Origin of the sequence: Arcicella lustrica (assembly GCF_034930985.1) — a bacterium.
In the GTDB taxonomy this organism is placed as follows: Bacteria; Bacteroidota; Bacteroidia; order Cytophagales; family Spirosomataceae; genus Arcicella; species Arcicella lustrica.
The window spans coordinates 93,422-113,092 of sequence record NZ_JAYGIM010000009.1 but is presented as its reverse complement, the minus strand read 5'-3'; the positions used below and the strand labels follow the sequence as shown (position 1 = coordinate 113,092).

Annotated in this window: 15 protein-coding genes; 8 read left to right on the top strand and 7 right to left on the bottom strand. The window is 33.8% G+C overall.

All coding sequences use genetic code 11. The annotated features are described in order from the left end of the window. Positions 1–49: 49 nt before the first annotated feature. The 4 genes from VB798_RS12605 to VB798_RS12590 all read left to right on the top strand — a co-directional run bounded on the left by VB798_RS12605 (position 50) and on the right by VB798_RS12590 (position 5,995). Positions 50–1,105 carry an AMP-binding protein gene (locus VB798_RS12605; RefSeq protein ID WP_323258825.1) on the top strand — a complete coding sequence of 352 codons (1,056 nt, stop codon included), beginning with the start codon at positions 50–52 and terminating at the stop codon, positions 1,103–1,105. A 42-nt stretch (positions 1,106–1,147) separates the two neighbouring features. Continuing rightward, positions 1,148–1,915, top strand: coding sequence for a hypothetical protein (locus tag VB798_RS12600; RefSeq protein WP_323258824.1), 768 nt, complete (start codon positions 1,148–1,150; stop codon positions 1,913–1,915). A gap of 74 nt (positions 1,916–1,989) precedes the next feature. Continuing rightward, positions 1,990–4,914, top strand: coding sequence for a BamA/TamA family outer membrane protein (locus VB798_RS12595; protein WP_323258823.1), 2,925 nt, complete (start codon positions 1,990–1,992; stop codon positions 4,912–4,914). Between the two features lie 55 nt (positions 4,915–4,969). Further along, positions 4,970–5,995 carry a sensor histidine kinase gene (locus VB798_RS12590; RefSeq protein ID WP_323258822.1) on the top strand — a complete coding sequence of 342 codons (1,026 nt, stop codon included), beginning with the start codon at positions 4,970–4,972 and terminating at the stop codon, positions 5,993–5,995. A gap of 42 nt (positions 5,996–6,037) precedes the next feature. Here VB798_RS12590 and nhaD read toward each other — a convergent pair whose 3' ends face one another. From nhaD to VB798_RS12565, 5 genes are all read right to left on the bottom strand, one after another. Beyond that, entirely contained in the window at positions 6,038–7,315 is a 1,278-nt protein-coding gene (gene nhaD / locus VB798_RS12585; RefSeq protein ID WP_323258821.1) for a sodium:proton antiporter NhaD, read from the bottom strand. Positions 7,316–7,595: 280 nt separating this feature from the next. Beyond that, a complete protein-coding gene (locus tag VB798_RS12580) occupies positions 7,596–8,963 on the bottom strand; it encodes a HAMP domain-containing sensor histidine kinase (protein ID WP_323258820.1) in 1,368 nt (455 codons plus the stop codon). 93 nt (positions 8,964–9,056) lie between these two features. After that, positions 9,057–9,749, bottom strand: a complete 693-nt coding sequence (locus VB798_RS12575; protein WP_323258819.1) for a response regulator transcription factor — start codon at positions 9,747–9,749, stop codon at positions 9,057–9,059. Positions 9,750–10,224: 475 nt separating this feature from the next. Then, positions 10,225–11,508 (bottom strand): glutamate-1-semialdehyde 2,1-aminomutase, encoded by a 1,284-nt coding sequence (gene hemL, locus VB798_RS12570; protein ID WP_323258818.1) that lies wholly within the window; start codon positions 11,506–11,508, stop codon positions 10,225–10,227. 260 nt (positions 11,509–11,768) lie between these two features. Further along, positions 11,769–13,376, bottom strand: coding sequence for an ABC transporter substrate-binding protein (locus tag VB798_RS12565; protein WP_323258817.1), 1,608 nt, complete (start codon positions 13,374–13,376; stop codon positions 11,769–11,771). Between the two features lie 82 nt (positions 13,377–13,458). Between VB798_RS12565 and VB798_RS12560 the strand changes: the two genes are divergently transcribed. The 4 genes from VB798_RS12560 (at position 13,459) to VB798_RS12545 (ending at position 17,450) form a co-directional block, all read left to right on the top strand. Next, positions 13,459–13,914, top strand: coding sequence for a GNAT family N-acetyltransferase (locus tag VB798_RS12560; RefSeq protein ID WP_323258816.1), 456 nt, complete (start codon positions 13,459–13,461; stop codon positions 13,912–13,914). 149 nt (positions 13,915–14,063) lie between these two features. Next, positions 14,064–16,181: a Tex family protein gene (locus tag VB798_RS12555; RefSeq protein WP_323258815.1), complete on the top strand. Its 2,118-nt coding sequence runs from the start codon at positions 14,064–14,066 to the stop codon at positions 16,179–16,181. 163 nt (positions 16,182–16,344) lie between these two features. Beyond that, positions 16,345–16,872, top strand: a complete 528-nt coding sequence (locus VB798_RS12550; protein ID WP_323258814.1) for a DinB family protein — start codon at positions 16,345–16,347, stop codon at positions 16,870–16,872. 23 nt (positions 16,873–16,895) lie between these two features. After that, positions 16,896–17,450 carry a C40 family peptidase gene (locus VB798_RS12545; protein ID WP_323258813.1) on the top strand — a complete coding sequence of 185 codons (555 nt, stop codon included), beginning with the start codon at positions 16,896–16,898 and terminating at the stop codon, positions 17,448–17,450. On the opposite strand, the gene VB798_RS12540 is transcribed toward VB798_RS12545, so the two are convergent. Then, complete coding sequence (locus tag VB798_RS12540) at positions 17,447–18,376, bottom strand: AEC family transporter (RefSeq protein ID WP_323258812.1); 930 nt, start codon at positions 18,374–18,376, stop codon at positions 17,447–17,449. The genes VB798_RS12545 and VB798_RS12540 overlap by 4 nt on opposite strands. Before the next feature lie 35 nt (positions 18,377–18,411). Then, positions 18,412–19,536 (bottom strand): hypothetical protein, encoded by a 1,125-nt coding sequence (locus VB798_RS12535; protein ID WP_323258811.1) that lies wholly within the window; start codon positions 19,534–19,536, stop codon positions 18,412–18,414. Positions 19,537–19,671: the final 135 nt, after the last annotated feature.

Genomic DNA, 19,671 nt, shown 5'->3' with positions numbered 1-19,671 from the left:
CTCAAAAATGCTAACTTTGGTATTTTTAGGAGTGTTTTTTATTTGAGAAATGATGTTGATTGACGATTATGATAATTTACCGAAGCCCAATTCGGACTATGAAGAAAAAGTAATAGCCTTCTGTAAAATTTGGCTAGATGGACAAGAAAGCTTTATTCTAAAAACTTCAGGCTCAACGGGTGAACCTAAACCCATTTCATTGAGCAGAAAGCAAATGGAAGCGAGTGCTTTATTAACAGGCAAAACTTTTGGTTTGAAAGAACAAGATTTAGCCTTAGTTTGCTTGAATGTAGAGTATATCGCTGGCATTATGATGTTGGTAAGAGGTATGGTTTTGAATCTGAAACTGTTGATTATTCCTCCTTCAAGTAATCCATTGTTAAATATTGAAAATCAAAAGATTGATTTTGTCGCCTTTGTTCCTTTACAATTGCAAAGTATTTTAGAAAGTAATAACACGCATTTTTTGAATACTTTAAATCAAATGAAAGCCATTATCGTTGGCGGAGCGGCAGTTAGTCAGCAACTGGTTGAACAAATTCAAGGATTATCAGTTCCAGTTTATAGTACTTATGGCATGACAGAAACGGTTTCACACATTGCCATTCGTAGGATTAACGGAGAGGATACTTCTCAAAATTTCAAAGTTTTAACAGGCGTAAAAATTGGCATTGACGACCGTAATTGTTTGAATATTTTGGCAGCAGCCAGCAATTTTGAATTAGTGCAAACCAACGATTTGGTTGAAATAATTGCTGAAGATGAGTTTAAATTATTAGGACGTTTTGATAATATTATCAATAGCGGTGGCGTAAAAATTCAGTTAGAGAAAGTAGAAAATACCGTTGAAAGCTTGCTGGAATCACTTCATATCAATCGTTTTTTTGCTTATGGCATGGCTGATGAACGCCTTGGACAAAAATTGATTTTGGTACTTGAATCTGAAAATCTGGACGATGAAATAAAACGCAAATTAATTGAAGACATAAAAAGCGTGTCGGATACGTATCAAATTCCTAAAAATATTTTTACTATTTCTGCTTTTTCAGAAACACCAACTGGAAAAATTGATAAAAAAGCCACAATAAAAAGATTAAATTTGTAAGAAAAATAGCGAAGTCAACATGACTAAAGGAAAATAGAAAGCATGAAAGTAGAAAAATTATCACAATTAGAAATCAAATTCGAGACGGCAGACATTTTGCCTCCTCCTTTTTCACACCAAATTCTCCTCACTTTAGATTTTAAAGAAAACTTTATTGATACAAAATTTGAGATTGCCTATACATACAGAGATGAATTGACCGACGAAGAAATCTTGGAAGAAGGTTTTACTGGCAATGAAGACTTAGCTTGGGCAGGCGAATTATCAAAAGCTTGGGAAGCACCCATCCTGAATCTGATTGGTAAAACTTCTGAAAAATTCAATACCAAAGCCTTGGAAGAAGAGCAGAATTTTCTGGAAATTTCAATCAATCAAAAAATAAAGGGAAATCCAAGCAACCAAGAAGCTTGGGAATATTTACTTCAAGAACTTACGCAAGCTGTTTATGAAACTTATGGAAAAGAAGCTCCTTTTCAATTGGTTTTCAAAAAGATTGAAAAAGATAAAAGTACTTCAACCTTTGAATTGAATTTACATTATACCGACAGAAAAGTACTTGCTTCAACCACTACGAATGGTATTGAAGAAAGCAAAAATCTTTCTTGGGAAGAAGCCAGCGATTTATTACAGCACATTTTCATTGGTGATTTTATCACTGATAAAGCACAAAAGACTGAACCAAAAACGGTTGGAAAATTTATTTCAATTGGTGATGGTTTCTGGTATGAATTCACAAAAAGCCTGAAAAATCCAAATGGAAACAGAGCTTATATTGTAGATTTATATCAAAAATTTGAAGCATATTTATAGTAAAAAATTAAAAATAGTCGTTCTCGTGGAGCGACTATTTCCATTTCCTAACCAATTTTTACTGTGTAAAATCTATGAGAAGAGTATTCTTTTTTTTATTCATCATGATTGGTGGATGCCAAATTTTTGCTCAAGAAAACGCTGTCAATTTATCTCAAAACCCTGCTTCACTAAAATGGTCGCAGATTAAAACACCTCACTTTCGCTTAATTTTCCCTAGCAATATTCAGTCATTAGGCGAAAGAACCGCCAACGTTTTAGAAACCGTTTACCAGCCTGTCAGTAAAACGCTTGGAAAAAATCCACGTCCGATTTCCATTGTTCTCCAAAATCAAACGAGTGTTTCAAATGGCTTTGTTACTTTGTTTCCTCGTCGTTCAGAATTTTACATTACTCCTCCGCAAGACTATACTTTACTCGGCACCAACAATTGGTTAGATTTATTGGCAGTTCACGAATTTCGACACATCGTTCAATACGACAAAGCATTAACAGGAAGTACCAAATTAATGCACACTCTTTTTGGAAGTAATGGTTGGGGCATCGTCAACTCTTTGGCGGTTCCAAATTGGTTTGCAGAAGGTGATGCCGTTGGAACAGAATCTGTATTAACTCATTCGGGAAGAGGGAAAATTCCAACTTTCGATATGGCTTTGCGTACACAATTGCTAACAAAAGGAGCTTACAGTTATGCCAAAGCAGTAAGTGGTTCATTTAAAAATTTCATTCCTAATCATTATGTAAATGGTTATTTGATGACGTCGTACATGAAAACCAAATACGGAGCCGATGCTTGGGATAAAATTTTGGAAGGAACATACAAAATGCCTTTTTATCCTTTTTCTTTCTCGAATAATATCAAAAAAGTAACAGGTTTAAAAACAGAACAACTTTACAAAAATGCTTTTGATGATGCCAAACAAGCTTGGGAAAAACAATTAAAAGATATTCAAGAAACGGTTGTTTCACCATTAAAAACTACTAAAAATAAGTTTTTTACTCAGTACGAATTTCCACAAATTATTCCTGATGGCAGAATTATTGCCTTAAAATCTGGCTTGGCTGATATTCAACAATTTGTATTATTGGACAAAGAAAATAATGAACAGAAATTACTTGAATTAGGTATTTTCAACAATGCAGGAGTACTCTCTACTGCAGGTTCAAAAGTAGTTTGGTCTGAATTTAATTTTGATGTACGTTGGGGACAAAAAGATTTTTCTGTCATCAAAATCTATGATTTCAATACAGAAACAACAAAAACACTCACTCACAAAACAAAATTTACGGCACCAGCTTTATCAAACGATGCGAGTAAGATTGTAGCCATAGAAAATAGTCCTGAAAACAAATGTAGTTTAGTGATTTTAGATGCTGAAAATGGACAAGAAATTTCAAGAATTCAAAATCCTAAAAATGCTTTTTACTTACATCCACGTTGGACAGAAAACAATGAAATTCTTGTTGTAAAATTACTTGATGGCAAAAAAAGCATTGTTACGATTAATACTGAAAACAGTTTTGAAAAACAATTATTTTCACCAATTGCGGAAAACATTGCTCATCCAATAAAAGTAGGAGATTACATTTTGTTTAATTCAGGTGTAACTGGAATTGATAATATTTTTGCATTTGATACAAAAACACAAAAGCGTTTTCAAGTAAGCAATCGAAAATTTGGTGCTTTTAATCCTGCTATTTCAACCGATGGAAAAACGCTTTACTTCAATGATTTTACTGAAAACGGTAATCGTATCGTTGAAATGCCCTTTAATCCTTCAAATTTCTTGGCTTTTGATGAATCTCTGAATAAACCTGTTAAGTTTTTTGGACAAATGTTGGTACAAGAAGCTGGAGAAAACTTACTTAAAAATATTCCCAATCAAGTTTACGAAACCAAACCTTACAGCAAAGCCAATATTTTCAATATTTATAATTGGGGAGCTGTTTTTAGTTCAAACAGTAACAATCTTAATGTTGGTCTTTCTTCTCAAGATTTATTAAGTACTACTGCCATAAGTACTGGTTATTCATACAATGCCAACGAAAAAACTGGACAATTTTTCGCTGATTTAAGTTTTGAAGCTTGGTATCCAAAAATCAATTTGAACTATACCAACGGACAACGCCAGACTGATATTTATATAGACAAAAGTAGCCCTAGAGATAGCTTAAGGTCGGATAAATGGAATCAACAACAAATGGTATTGGGAGTAAGTTTACCATTTAATTTTACTCGTTCTAAGTATTATCAATCTATGGAAATTGGTGTAAATACGGCTATTACACAAGTATCAGGCTATGATTTACAAGACCGTTATCTTTCAGAAAGTTTCAATGGAAATGTCAACTCAATGATTTATACTTTTGTGTATTCAAGACAATTGAAAAGAGCCTTGAGAGACGTTGCACCACGCTGGGGACAAAGTATTAGTTTTTACGCAAGAAATATGCCTTTTGGCGGAGATTTGAATGGTGGATTGACATCTATCCAGGGAAGTATGTATGTACCGGGATTCTTCAAACATCATAGCATTCGTTTGAGAGCTGCTTTGCAAAACCAAAGTGGTTTCAAAAACCCAAATGGTTCACCTAATAATAAATTATATATTTTTGGTAGCCCAACGTTTTTTCCTAGAGGTTATAGCTACCGTGCTTTTGAAAACCTTAGTACTGGTTCTGTAGAATATCGTTTACCGCTGTTTGACCCCGACTGGAATTTTGGAAGATTAGTTTATCTAAAAAGATTAAAAGCTAATTTTTTCGCAGATTTTGGACAAGGTGAAACCAATTATAATTGGACAGAAACTCAAAATGGGAAAAACGTCATCTACAAAGGTTCAGATAAAGGAAACTTTACCTCATTTGGTTTTGATTTTACCGCACAGTTCCATCTTTTACGTTTCTCGCAACAATTTGAGGCAGGCTGTAGAGGTATTTACTTAACAAATCAAGGACAATTTATCTTTCAACCCTTGGTAATCGACATTGGTTTTTAAGAAAAAACCTTTATGTTTGAGAAATAATCTATCAGTTCAACATTGTACATCTAATATGAAATTTTTCTCCTACCGAGTTTACTGGATAATGCAAATTTCTTGGTGGCTCTTTACGACACTTGTTCTTAGACAACCGACAACAAAATACTTTGAACAGCCCATGCAATTGGGTTCCTACTTAACGATTAACTTCTTGGTAGGTCTTCTTTTTACGCACTTTTATGCAAAAACATATCTTAATAAAGACCGTGAAAATGGACAAATGATTGTTTTCCCTTTGGTTTCTTCCTTACTCTTGGGCTTAGGTTTTTTCTTGATTGATTACTTTTTTGGTTTTCAACGTTACCGAAAACCAAGTATGGGCATTGCTTTAGAACCTTATGATTATTATCAATTCTTTATAGAATCTGTTCGCTACGTTATTATTTGGTTTCTGTTTTTTCATCTTTTTTTAAGTAACAGAAAAGCACAAAGAAAGGAATTACAATTGGCAAATGCTGAAATGTCCTTGAAAACTGCCGAACTTGAAAACCTGAAAAATCAGCTTAATCCACATTTTCTTTTTAATGCTATCAACAGTATTAAAGCACTTACGATTTTCGACCCAGAACTTGCTCGTCAAGCTTTAACAGAGCTTTCTCAATTACTGAGAACGTCTTTGAGTATGGGCAATCAGCAATTGGTGCCTTTGTCTATGGAATTGACTTTAGTCAGAGATTATCTTTTCTTAGAAAAAATAAGGTATGAAAAGCGTTTAGATTATTCTTTCGATATTAAACCAGAAACCCTTAGTTTAAGTATTCCTCCGATGTCGGTACAACTATTGGTAGAAAATGCCATTAAACATGGAATTGGTAAGAATAAATTAGGGGGAAAATTGCGAATCGTTTCAGATTATAGTCAGAATGTTTTTACTTTAAAAGTAATCAATACAGGAAAAATTACAAGTATAGCAAGTGATGAAGGCGTTGGAATGAAGAATTTACAAAAACGTTTATTATTGAATTTTCAAGATAAAGCATCTTTTGCTTTAACGCAAGAAAATGATTCTGTGGTAGCAACAATCACAATTATGGTATAGCGAGTTGTGAATAAAACTCACAACTCGCTATTCTATTGTCAATTAAAAAAGAATCAAATAAGTAATTGCTCCCGCTAAATAACCCACAAAAGCCAGTAAACTAATTTTCTTTAAATACCACATAAAATCTATCTTTTCCATTCCCATGACGGCTACTCCCGAAGCCGAACCAATGATTAAAATACTTCCTCCTGTTCCTGCACAATAAGCCATAAATTCCCAAAGTTTTGAATCCGTTGGGAAATTTGCCAAATCATACATGCCCATTGATGCCGCCACTAAAGGTACATTATCAATCACTGCCGAAGCCAAACCTATAGCAAACACAATCACATCTTGATTGCCAATGCTACTATCCATCCAAGTAGCAAGACCTGTCAATAAATGTGTTGCTTCTAAAGAGCCAATCGCTAACAAAATCCCCAAGAAAAATAAAATACTTGAAGAGTCAATTTTACTAAGTGCATGAGCAACTGAGAAAGGTTTTTTCTCAGCATCATCTCTGCCGTGATGAAGTATTTCAGACACAACCCAAACAATTCCTAAACCCAACAATACGCCCATATAAGGAGGTAAATGAGTAATCGTCTTAAAAATTGGCACGAATAAAAGCATTCCTAAACCTGTAGCCAGCATAATCATAGAATGCTTTCTAGCTAAAAAGATACTTTCTTCAGATTGAATTTTGGATGATGATGAAACACTTTGAATATTTCCTTTCATCGTAAACGAAAGATAAATCAATGGCACAAAAAGCGAAACTAAACTCGGAATCAGCAATCCTTTGATAATGGCAGTTGCCGTAATTTGTCCACCAATCCAAAGCATTGTAGTTGTAACATCTCCAATCGGTGACCACGCCCCACCTGCATTGGCAGCGATGATGACAATTCCTGCAAAAAACATTCTTGTTTCTTTATCTCTAATCAGTTTTCTCAACACAGAAACCATCACAATGGCTGTTGTAAGATTATCTAAAGCGGCCGACAAGAAAAAGGTAATCAAACTAATAATCCAAAGTAAAGTGACTTTGTTTTTACTGGTAATTTTATCGGTAATAATCTTGAAACCATAATGAGAATCAATCAATTCCACGATAGTCATCGCCCCTAAAAGAAAGAAAAGTATTTCGGAAACACTGCCTAAATGATGTGATAATTCTTCGCCAACTTTAGCAGGTTCATGGTCGAAAAGAATGTAGATAGTCCAACATAATACCCCTGCGATTAATGCAGTTGCCGTTTTGTTGAGGTGAATGGTGTGTTCAAAAGCAATTGCCAAATAGCCAATTACAAAAGTAAGAATCAGTAAAGTTTGCATCGTTGTGGTTTAAGTATATATCAATTTGGTTAATATTTCTTAGTTAATATTTCTTAGTATGGTTATTTACAAAAATCACCGTCAGCATAACTAACGGTGATTCCTTAACAGATCAAATTATTCTACTACGTTATAACAGAAATCCCATCATTATTTCATGTATGTCAAATCTTAAATCGTTATCTCAAATATGAAGAACACTGTTTGTACGTCAAAGGTCTCGTTTTAATCTTAAGAAGAGCTTAATCTAACATTAGAATTTGATTAGAAAGTATAAAAATCATTGATGAGGAATTTTCACGACAAATTCTGTTCCTAAATTCAATTTACTTTTTACTTGAATGATGCCATTATGAAGTTCAATAATATGTTTCGCTACCGATAAACCCACGCCAAAACCTTTGATATTATTGGTATTTCTGGCACGATAAAAAGGATTAAAAATATTGGGCAAATCGCTTTTTGAAATACCAATTCCTTTATCTTGAATTTTTACGATACAATACTTTTTATCAAAACTTAGCAAAATATTAGCTTGTTGATTGGCAGAGTATTTACAGGCATTTTCCAACAGATTGACGAATAGGTTTTCTAACAAAACCTGATTTCCTTCAATTAAAGTAAGGTTATCTTCTTCTGGAATGATTTCAAAATCAAAAGTAATGCGATAATCTTGATGAATTTGTTGTACAGTTTTCTGGGCATTCAATAAAATATCTTCCGTCCGTAGTACTTCAAAAGTAAATTTTTCGCCATCATCTGTGGCTTTTGCTAATTGTAGTAAACCATTGGATAATTGAATAAGTCTTTCGGTATCATTCAAAATATTCTTTAAGATTTGTTGATATTCCTTTGCAGAATACTCTTCATCCAAGCCTACTTGTACTTCAGTTTTTAAAGCAGCCAAGGGCGTTCTGAGTTCGTGGGAAGCTTGTGACACAAATTGTTTTTGCTGAATAAATGCCATTTCTAGTCGATGAAGCATACTATTAAAATTTACCGCCAAGGCTGCAATTTCATCTTTACCATTGCCTTCATCTAATCTCTTTTTAAGATTATGTGCCGTAATTCTAGAAATTTCTTCATTTACCGATTGTATCGGTTTCAGAGCTTGACTCGCAAAAAACACTCCTAAAGCTATTGTGATAAGTATTCCCGACAGTAAACCTATTGCCAAGGTTTTGATAAGATTCTCTTTTTGTTCAATTCCAACACTATCAGTCGCAGAAGCTAATACTACAAAACGATCGAATTTCCCTTCAAATAATATCCCAATTACTTGTCTTTGATTACTTTCAAAAGTTACTCTTCCCTCCTTTCGAACCATTTCCAATAGATGGTTATTGAGATAATCTGCTCGCTTTTCTACATTGGCATACAAAAGTTCATTTCTAAAATTATAGACAAATACTTCTTCGTCAGATAAACGCAAAGACGAATTACTATCCATTAATTTCAATAATCTGGGTGTAAATTCTTGGACATCAACCAACAAACGAGCGGTTGTATTTGAACGAGCTTGGAGACGGTCGTAAAAGTTTTTTTTGCGTTGATTTTCTGCCCGAAGAAAAACTATGGCAGAGAAAATCAGCAAGATAATCGCTACAATGATGGTAAACTGAATGGCTATTTTATAACGAATTTGCATGTATTATTTAAAGTGATGAATTCTGAGTGATGAGTTTTGAAGTTTAATACAACACTATACATACAAGAACGTAGTTTATTTTGCAGATGCTAATTACAGGGTTTTTAATACATATCCTAAGCCTGTTTTGGTATGAATAAGTTTAGGTTCAAACTCTCGGTCTATCTTTTTACGAAGGTAATTAATATATACTTCAACGATGTTGGTACTAGTATCAAAATTCAAATCCCAAACATTTTCTACAATATCCATTTTGGATAATACTCTACCTTTATTTCTGAGCATATATTCCAGCAGTTCAAATTCTCTGGCTGTTAGTTCAATAATTTGCTCGTCTCGGCTTACAGTTTTACTTCTTAGATTCATCGCCAAATTGGCTTCTCGTAAAATCTCCGTACTCACCTCTTGCAGTTGGTTCGCACGTCGAATCAATGCCTGAATTCTAGCGGTTAACTCTCTAAATTCAAAAGGTTTAACCATATAATCGTCAGCACCTTCTTCTAAGCCTTTTACTTTATCATCTACCTCTCCCATCGCCGTAAGCATCAGAATCGGTGTAAGAATATTATTTTGACGAATAATTTTACAAACCTCAAACCCATTCATTAAAGGCAAATTGACGTCTAACAAAATCAAATCATACGTATTATTAGTAGCCAAACTAGCACCCATAAAACCATCGTAGGCGGGTTCGATGATATAATTCTTTTTCTCTAATCCATTTCTCAGACTATCAGAAACCCTTTTATCATCTTCGATGAGTAATATTTTTTTGCTATTTTCCATAAAATCTGTAGGTCGAGTTGATAATCAAAACCGTAAATCGGGTTTCTAAGCCGATGAAGAGTTACATTGCGGTCGTTCACAAGGATGAATTTCCAAAAAAATTCTTGTTTAGAAAGTTTTGGGGTAAGTCGGGTTGAAAACCCGACCTACAGTTATTATTTTACTAGATGCCTATTCAATCTTACTAGATGACCATTTCAGTTTACTAGATGTCTATCCAATCTAACAAGATGAGTATTTCAGTTTACTAGATACTCATTCAATCTTACTAAATGACCATTTCAGTTTACTAGATGTCTATCCAATCTAACAAGATGAGTATTTTAGTTTACTAGATGTCTATTCAATCTAACAAGATGAGTATTTTAGTTTACTAGATGCTCATTTAATCTTACTAGATGCCTATTTCAGTTTACTAGATGACCATTTCATCAAGTATTTTGATTGTAAAATCTTCTCGGATTGGAAATCCGAGCTACTGGATTTCTTGTAAGCTTTCATAATTGGCTTGTAAAATGCTTGCTATATGTTCATCTGTCAAGGCTGTTGAAAGGAACATGGCTTCATATTGCGATGGTGCTAAGTAAATTCCTCTTTTCAACATGGCTTGGAAGTATTTTCCGAATGCTACAGTGTCGGATGTTTTCGCATCTTCAAAATTGTTTACGGCTTGGTCGGTAAAGAATAGCGTAAACATTGAACCAACATGATTTAAGGTATAATTCAAGCCTAATTTACTCATGTTTGCTTTCATGCCGTCGGTCAATTTTGTACCTACTTCTTCCAAACGGGTATAAACCGAAGGCGTTTCGTTTAGGTGATTCAACATTGCTAAACCGGCTGCCATTGCAATTGGGTTTCCTGACAATGTTCCTGCTTGATATACTGGTCCTGCTGGTGAAACACAATCCATGATTTCTTTTTTTCCGCCATAAGCGCCTACTGGCATTCCTCCGCCGATGATTTTTCCCATCGTCGTCATGTCTGGTATAACGCCACAACGTTCTTGGAAACCTCCTTTTGATAAACGGAAGCCTGTCATTACTTCATCAAAAATCAAAATGATTCCTTCTTTATCACAAATTGCTCTTAAACCTTCCAAGAAACCTTCAACGGGTTTTACCAAACCCATATTTCCGACTACGGGTTCAAGAATGATACAAGCAATATTTCCTTTGTTGGCATCTACTAAGGTTTGAACGGCTGCTAAATTATTATATGGAGCTGTTAAAGTATCGTTGGCTACGCCTTTTGTTACGCCTGGTGAATCGGGACTCCCAAAAGTCATTACACCTGAGCCTGCGGCAATCAAGAATGAATCTCCGTGTCCATGATAGTTTCCTTCAAACTTTATCATCTTATCTTTTCCAGTATAACCACGGGCAACTCTTACTGCCGACATCGTTGCTTCTGTTCCTGAGTTTACCATGCGTACTTTTTCAACTGATGGAACCATTGAGCAAATCAATTCTGCCATTTCTACTTCTCTACGTGTTGGCGCTCCGAACGAAAAACCGCTTTGAATCGCATCTGAAACGGCTTTTTCTACTAATTCATGGGCATGACCTAAAATCATTGGCCCCCACGAATTAATTAATTCTATGTATGAATTACCATCTTCATCATGTAAGTATGCACCTTTTGCTGATTTTATAAAAATTGGGTTTCCTCCTACCGCACGAAATGCTCTCACTGGCGAATTGACGCCTCCCGGAATAAAGTTTTTAGCTTTTTGAAAAAGTTGTTCTGATTGTGTCATTGTTTTTGTTTTTGTGGAGAAGCAAGATGCAAGAGAAAAGAAACAGGATTTAAGAGAAAAGACATAATTTTTAGATTATGTATTAGAGATTAATAATCAAATTATGATTGATAAATCTTACTTTATAGCTTTTTATTTCATCAATTCTCAAATCTTGTTTCTTGCATCTTACCTCCTGTATCTAATATCTCACTTCTTTCCTCTTACTTCTTGAATCTTGTTTCTTCAATCTTGTTTCTTGTATCTTGTTTCTAAAAAACCTACTTCGCCAATACAAACTTAAAATTATCTAAAGTAGTAATTGGACAAATTTGATTGTCTTGTGATTTGAAATAATTAAAACCCATTAAAGAATAAGTATTGTTATAAGTAGCTGGAGTATCCAAGCCTTTACGAATGTTATAACCATTTTTGCCAAATAACCTTCCCCAGAAAAGTGCTAAATCATAACCATGAAAAGCATAATACGAAGGAATTACACCATACTTTGCTAAATAATCTTTACGAAAACTATCTACTTCTGGTTTATCATTATCAATAAATTCTGGATTGATACAATAAATTTCTCTTCCCGACAAAGTACCGTTACTCAAATTATAGGTATTAAAAGCCTCCGCCGTAGTAACAAGTGGAGCCATTATTTCTTTTTTATTCAAAGCCGTAATCATCGAAAGTCCCGCTTTTTTATCAGAGGTTGACATAAAAATATGACTTATTTTCTTTTCAGGTAATTTACTGATGATGTCCTCGGAATAAGATTTAATTTTCTCGAACTTCACTACTTCGTAACCAATCTTTTCCATTTGTTCACGATAGCTTACCGCCATGATAGAATCGTTCTGAACATCTGAATAATAAATAGCGGTATTTCTTCCCATAAATGCTTGTCTGCTTACAAAATCTGCCGCTTTGGTAGCTTGCATCACTAAAGAAGGTTGTGCTAAAAAAGACAAATTATAATCATTCAAAATCTTTTGATTGTTCGACATCGGGTTCACAATCGGAATCTGATTAGCATCACAATAAGCTGTTGCAATTTTATTGGTTTCGGTATAAAGTGGTCCAACCAATAAATCCATCATCTGAAAAGAACGATTATTGACTAATTCAAGCATTTCATCAGGCTCGTTTGTCATGTCATAAACAAAACAATTCAAGGTAATTCCTTCTTTCAATAATTGATTTTTTGCCAATTTCATACCTTGATATAAATCCAAAGCATACTGATTTCTTCTGATTTTATCAGCACTCATATTAGCAACTTCAACGGGCAATAATAATCCAAAATTCAAATAACCTTTGGTTGTTCTTGATTTTGTAACACCTGCTGAAGTAGTATTAATGACGATATTTTGTTGCACTTTATCCGACAAAATAGTTTCGTTGGGAAACTTCTTAGATAATTCTTGGACTAATTTAGAATTGTCAATCTGACGGACATAAAATGTTTTCATTTCCGTCAAATCATTTTGTAGGGAATCGGCAGGGATTTTCTGAGCAATCGTAAAAGCCTCTACATACTTTTTCTCTTCAAAAGCTAACATGGTTAACAAAAAGTTAATTTCAGCTTTATCAGTCCAAGTGGGGTGAGTCACCATTAAATTCTTCAAAGTAGTTTTCGCTACAGAATATTCTTTCAAATGAATCGCACTTAATGCTGAAAAATAGAAAGAATTAGGTACTAAGACAGTTCCTAATTGATTATTGGATAGATTACTGAAGGCAATTTTAGCTTTTTCGTACTCGTGGTTTTTATATAATTCTAATGCTTTTTTGTAAGCTAACTCGTATTCAGGAAGCGAATTTTGTGCCTTCCCTACTTGGAAAGTAAACAGCAGCAATAAAATCCAGATAAATCTATTTAGCATATTTGAAAGTTTGAGTTTTACAAAGATAATAAACTTTGTATATTCACGATTGTATCAATTACTCATCAAAACTAATTTCATAATGAACATTCACTGGTACCTCAAGCATTTCAGAGACTTAACTACAATCGAATTATACCAAATTCTACAACTTCGTAATGAGGTTTTTATTGTTGAACAAAATTGTCCTTTCCAAGATTTAGATGATAAAGACTTGATTTCTTTTCATTTTATTGGCTTTGATACCAGTAGCCAAAAAATTGTAGCCTATACTCGCCTAATTGCACCCGGTATTTCATACGAAGAAGCCTCGATTGGTAGAGTAGTTACTTCTCCTCTGGCTCGTGGCGGTGGATTTGGAAAAACTTTAATGCTCAAGTCAATTGAAATGATGGAAGAAATATTTGCGGGTAGTCCAATCAGAATCGGCGCACAATTATATTTAAAGCAATTTTATGAATCTTTTGGCTTTCAACAAGTTAGTGAAATTTATTTAGAAGACGGCATCGAACATATCGAAATGTTGAGGAATGAATAAAACAAATCCGTATTTTAGCACACAAAAAACGCAACAACATTTCGAAAAAAAGCTTTCAAATCAACTATTATTTGACCAAAAACAAGATTCAAACCTTGTTGGATAAGTATTAATCACTGTTCCGACAAGTTTATATTTTATACAAATTCATGAATAAAACACAGCTTTCTATTATTGCCAAAACCGTTGGCGTAAATCAAACACAAGTTCAGAATACAATTAATTTATTAGAGGAAGGTGGAACAGTTCCGTTCATTGCACGATACAGAAAAGAAGCAACGGGAAGTTTAGATGAAGTACAAATTCTTGATATTAAAGAGCTTTTAGGCAAACTCAAAGAAGCAGATAAACGCAGAGAAGGCATCATAAAATCCATTGAAGAACAAGGAAAAATGACGCCAGAATTGTTAGAAAAGCTTAACAATGCCTATTATTTACAAGAACTTGAAGACCTTTATTTGCCGTACAAACAAAAGCGTAAAACAAGAGCAAGTATTGCAATTGAAAAAGGTTTAGAGCCTTTAGCAAAATTGATTTTTGAACAAAAAGAGGCTAATGTGCTAAAAAAAGCCGAAGCTTATTTGAACGATAAAGTAGCAAATGTAGAAGAAGCCTTGCAAGGTTCAAGAGATATTATTGCAGAATGGATTAACGAAAATGTGGAGGCAAGAAATGCGGTTAGAAAAGTATTTGAGCGTGAAGCAATGGTTTATGCCAAAGTAAAAAAAGGCAAAGAAGAAGAAGGAATCAAGTACAAAGATTATTTTGATTTCTACGAACCCTTGAAAAAAGTTCCTTCACACCGTTTATTGGCTTTGCGTCGTGGCGAAGAAGAAGGTTTTTTAAGTGTGAGTATTTCTCCAGAAGAAGACAATGCTTTGGGTGCATTGGACAGAATTTTCTTGAAAGGCTTACCAGATGCAAAAAAAATCGTGGAAGATTCAATCACAGATTGCTACAAACGATTGATGAAACCTTCTATTGAAAATGAATTTGCAGGTTTTTCAAAAGAAAAAGCAGACACCGAAGCCATTAAAATCTTTGCGCAAAACCTTCGTCAATTATTATTAGCTTCGCCACTGGGTCAGAAAAAAGTATTGGCTATCGACCCCGGTTATCGTACTGGTTGCAAAACTGTTGTATTAGATGCACAAGGAAATTTATTGCATGATACAGTCATTTATCCTTTCGACAAGTCTATTGAAGCACAAAATACTGTTTTAACAATTGCAGAAAAGTATCAAATTGATGCTATTGCGATTGGAAATGGTACAGCAGGAAGGGAAACTGAAGATTTTGTCAAGAAATTAGCTTTCAAAAAAGTACCACAAATATTTGTAGTTTCAGAACAAGGCGCTTCCATTTACTCCGCCTCTCCTATCGCTCGTGAAGAATTTCCAGATAAAGATGTAACCGTTCGTGGAGCAGTTTCTATTGGAAGAAGATTGATGGACCCTTTGGCAGAATTAGTAAAAATCGACCCAAAATCAATTGGCGTTGGGCAATATCAACACGATGTTGACCAATCGATGCTGAAAGGAACATTGGATACAGTCGTTGAAAGTTGTGTGAATGCCGTTGGCGTAAATTTGAACACCGCTTCAAAACATTTATTGAGTTATGTTGCTGGATTGGGACCATCTTTAGCAGCGAATATTGTGAAGTATCGTCAAGAAAATGGGGAGTTTAAATCTCGTCAGCAAATTAAAAAAGTAGCTCGTTTAGGTGAAAAAGCATTTGAACAATGTGCTGGTTTCTTGAGAATTCATAATGCAGAAAATCCTTTGGATAATTCAGCAGTTCACCCAGAAACCTATCCAATTGTTGAAAAAATGGCAAAGGATTTGAAGTGTTCTGTGAAAGATTTAATGAGTTCAGCAGAACTTAGGAAACAATTAAATCTGAATGCTTATGCCAACGACAAAATTGGTTTACTGACACTTCAAGACATTTTAAAAGAATTAGAAAAGCCTTCTCGTGACCCACGTGAACAATTAACAGCTTTTGAATTTGATGCAAATGTGAAGAAAGTAGAAGATTTATATGAAGGAATGGTACTTCCAGGTATCGTTACGAACATTACTGCTTTTGGTTGTTTTGTGGATGTTGGCGTAAAACAAGATGGTTTGGTTCATATTTCCCAATTAGCCAACCAATACGTTTCCGACCCAAATCAGGTTGTGAAATTACAACAACAAGTACAAGTTAGAGTAATGGAAGTTGATATCGCCAGAAAAAGAATTGCTTTGAGTATGAAGGCAGTTTAGTATTTGGTTTTAAGAAGCAAGATTCAAGACAGAAGAAGCAAGAAAAAGAGATGTTGGAAAAATAATAAAAACGACTTACTTAACTCGCTTTTATTAATCCTGACTTTTGCATCTTGTATCTTTAATCTTGCATCTTGCTACTCTTTCAAAAATCCCCCAAAAAATGAACAACCTAGAAGTATGGATGCGTGGACCAATTGCTGGATTGGCTCCATTATTACAACCTGTGGCTCATGCAATTTTGCAGGCTCGTGAAGAAGTAAATCTGATGATGATTGATTTTCCTGAAGAATTACTTTGGGAGTCTCCTGCGGGTTGTGCTTCTGTGGCTTTTCATTTACAGCATTTAGCAGGTGTGTTAGATAGACTTTTTACTTATGCCAACGACCAAATGTTGAGCGAAGAACAATTAGATTTATTACAATTAGAATCAGTAAAAAATCAATACAATGTAAACGTAAAGTCATTACTTACACGTTTTAACAATCAAGTGAACAAGGCATTGACACAGTTAAAAAATATAGACGAAAAAACATTGTTGGAAGCAAGAGGAATTGGAAGAAAACGAATACCAACAAATGTTTTAGGCTTACTTTTTCATGCTGCAGAACATACGCAACGCCATACTGGTCAACTTTATGTTACCGTAAAAATGTTAAAAAATGCTCAAAACGGAACAATTCAGCTTTAACAAATTTATATTATTGATTCCTTATGAAACAAAACCATTTGAATACTTTTTATCGTTTTTCTGTACTAATTGGTGTAGTTGTATTGTTAGATTCTTGTAAATTATTTCGTAAAAAAGAAGATAATAACGTTGTGGTTACTCGTCCAAAATCAGTGCCTGAAACAAATACATCTAAAACTTATAATGCTAAAACAATCAACAATCTAATTTCAACCGCAAGAAGCTATACAGGTGTTCCTTATCGAGCTGGGGGAACAGATAGAAATGGGATGGATTGTTCAGGTTTGTTATTTTGTGTTTATAATCAATTTGGTTTTAAAATTCCTAGAATTTCCTATCAGCAATCAGATTTTGGTAAAGAAATATCAATTGATGACCTTCGCCCTGGTGATTGGGTTTTTTTCGTAACCAATAAAGGAAACGTAAGTAATATTAATCACGCTGGACTAATCACAGAATTGAGAAGCAAAACAGAAGTAATGTTTATTCACTCCTCCTCTTCAAAAGGTATCAGAGAAGATAATCTTTACAGTAAATATTGGATGAGTTGTTTTGCCAAGGCAAGTAGGCCGTTTTAAGCTAAATTCAACCCAATCACCAAAGCCCACATCATTGCAAAACTTATCAGCATTGAAACGTTTACCAACATTCCTGCGATTTTGGTATCATAATTTAGCTCGTCAGAAAAAGGTAAAATCGTCATTCCAACTGGTATAATGAGCACAATTAACAACACATTTCTGTACAATTGCTCTACAGGCAGAAAATAAAAGAAAGCAAAACCTAACAAAAATCCCCAGAAGTAACGAATTAAAAGTACTTTAGAAACCTTTTTGAGTATCTCTCCAGAAGTAGAAATATTCAAATAAATTCCCATGATTAATAATACAATCACTTTATTTCCTCTTGCCATCACGTCTATTACATCAATCACAATCGTGGGAATTTCTATTTTTACTAAGTTTACAAAAACACCCAAAAGTATGGCTTGAAAAGGCAATAAAGTAAATATTTTCAAGATAGCTTTTTGGGCATTTTGTGAAATACTTACACCTTCATTTTTATCCGACATAAATACCCCTGTGCCATATACTAAGCCAAAAACGGCAAAAGAATTTCCAAAATCAAACATGGCAGCATATACCATTCCAGCTTGTCCCCAAATGCCTTCAATCAACGGATAAGCAAAAAGCCCAAGATTAAAACCTCCGCTTCCCATAATCAAAATTGCCTTCATTTTCTGCGATTGATTTTTGAATAATTTTGCAGCAGTAAACATTGTAAGCAATGAAAAACAAAAAGAAATAACAGGTAATAACAAGAGGTTAAATTCAAAATGCACACGTTTCATCGTTAAAAACATCAACGCTGGAAAAGTAGTGTGCATTAATAATTTAGAAATAATTTTTCCTTCTTTTTCAGAAACAATATTTTGGCGCTTCAAAAAATATCCGACCAAAATGATACTCAAAGCAGTAATAAAAACGGTATTGGTTTGATTCATGGAAATAAGAAAGAAAATAAAGTGTATTTAATGAATTAATATTTCTGTGAAAAATGAACAAACCAACTGAAAGCTTCTATTCTATACAAACTAGACAATAATGAATAAGTTGGCGTTAAAATATTTACCAAAGCAATGAAATAAATAAACCTACTCACTTTTTCATTCGTTTGTCCGACCAATAAATAGACCACAAAAACAAGTAAAAAAGTATAAGACAAACTTCTTGTAACATCTTCCACGGCTGTTCCTACTAAAAAACAAGCCACAAAAATTCCAATAAACCAAAGTGCTACTATGTAATATTTCTTTTTGATTAAGTAAAAAGACGTAGATAAAATAAGTAATAAATTTAATTTTAATGAAGAGAAAATAGCAAAGGGAATTTTTGTGCGATGGATAAAGCCTAATCCTAATGAAACACCACTATCTTTTCCGATGGGCGTATCTAAATGATAATTTTTGTAAAATAGAATTCTGATAAAAATATAAATCAACACACTGATAAAAACTGTCCAAAATGATTTGTTGTGGCTAAATAATTTATAGAAAGTAGTTTTGAAATCTTGTGTTGTTTGAGCCAAAGAAAAAGTAGTCAATCCAGCAAATAAGGGAATAATCAAAGAGGGAGCGATACTTCTTTCATCAACAAAATAGCTTGCTAATAAAAATACAATACTTATTGAACTTTTATAAAAATACAGGGCAATCACCAAACCAAGGTAGGCGTAAGAATCGTAAAAAAGCGTATCATAATTAAACGAATTCCCAACATAAGAAAACAGTAGCGCAATGGTTCCCCAGAAACTTATGGCTGCATTTTTGGAGACTCGATTAATTATTTTGATTGAAAACCAAATAAATACAGGAAGCAATAAAATCTGAAGATAAAATAATCGAAGAGAATTTAAACTAAATACATTTGCCAACAAATATGGAGTAATTCTAAGATCTCGCTTTCGAAAATGGTCTTCAGGAGGAAAATCCAAAGTGGGTTGTAAAGGTTTTTCTATTTTATTATTAACAAATTGTTGCACCGAAATGTCAATACTTGTCCAATCATTACTAATCCTTTTCCTGATAATTTCTGGAAAATATATAAAAGAAAAAACTAGAAAAATCAGTACGCAAATAACTACATACCAGTATTTATTTTGCAAATATTTAATGACAAAATAATTAAATTTAGTAAAGAGGATGCTGATATTTGGAAGCATATTGTAGAGGAGGTTAAAATTTCTAATCACAAAAATCAAGAAAATAAAAACTTACACGTACAAAACTTTTAATCCTAA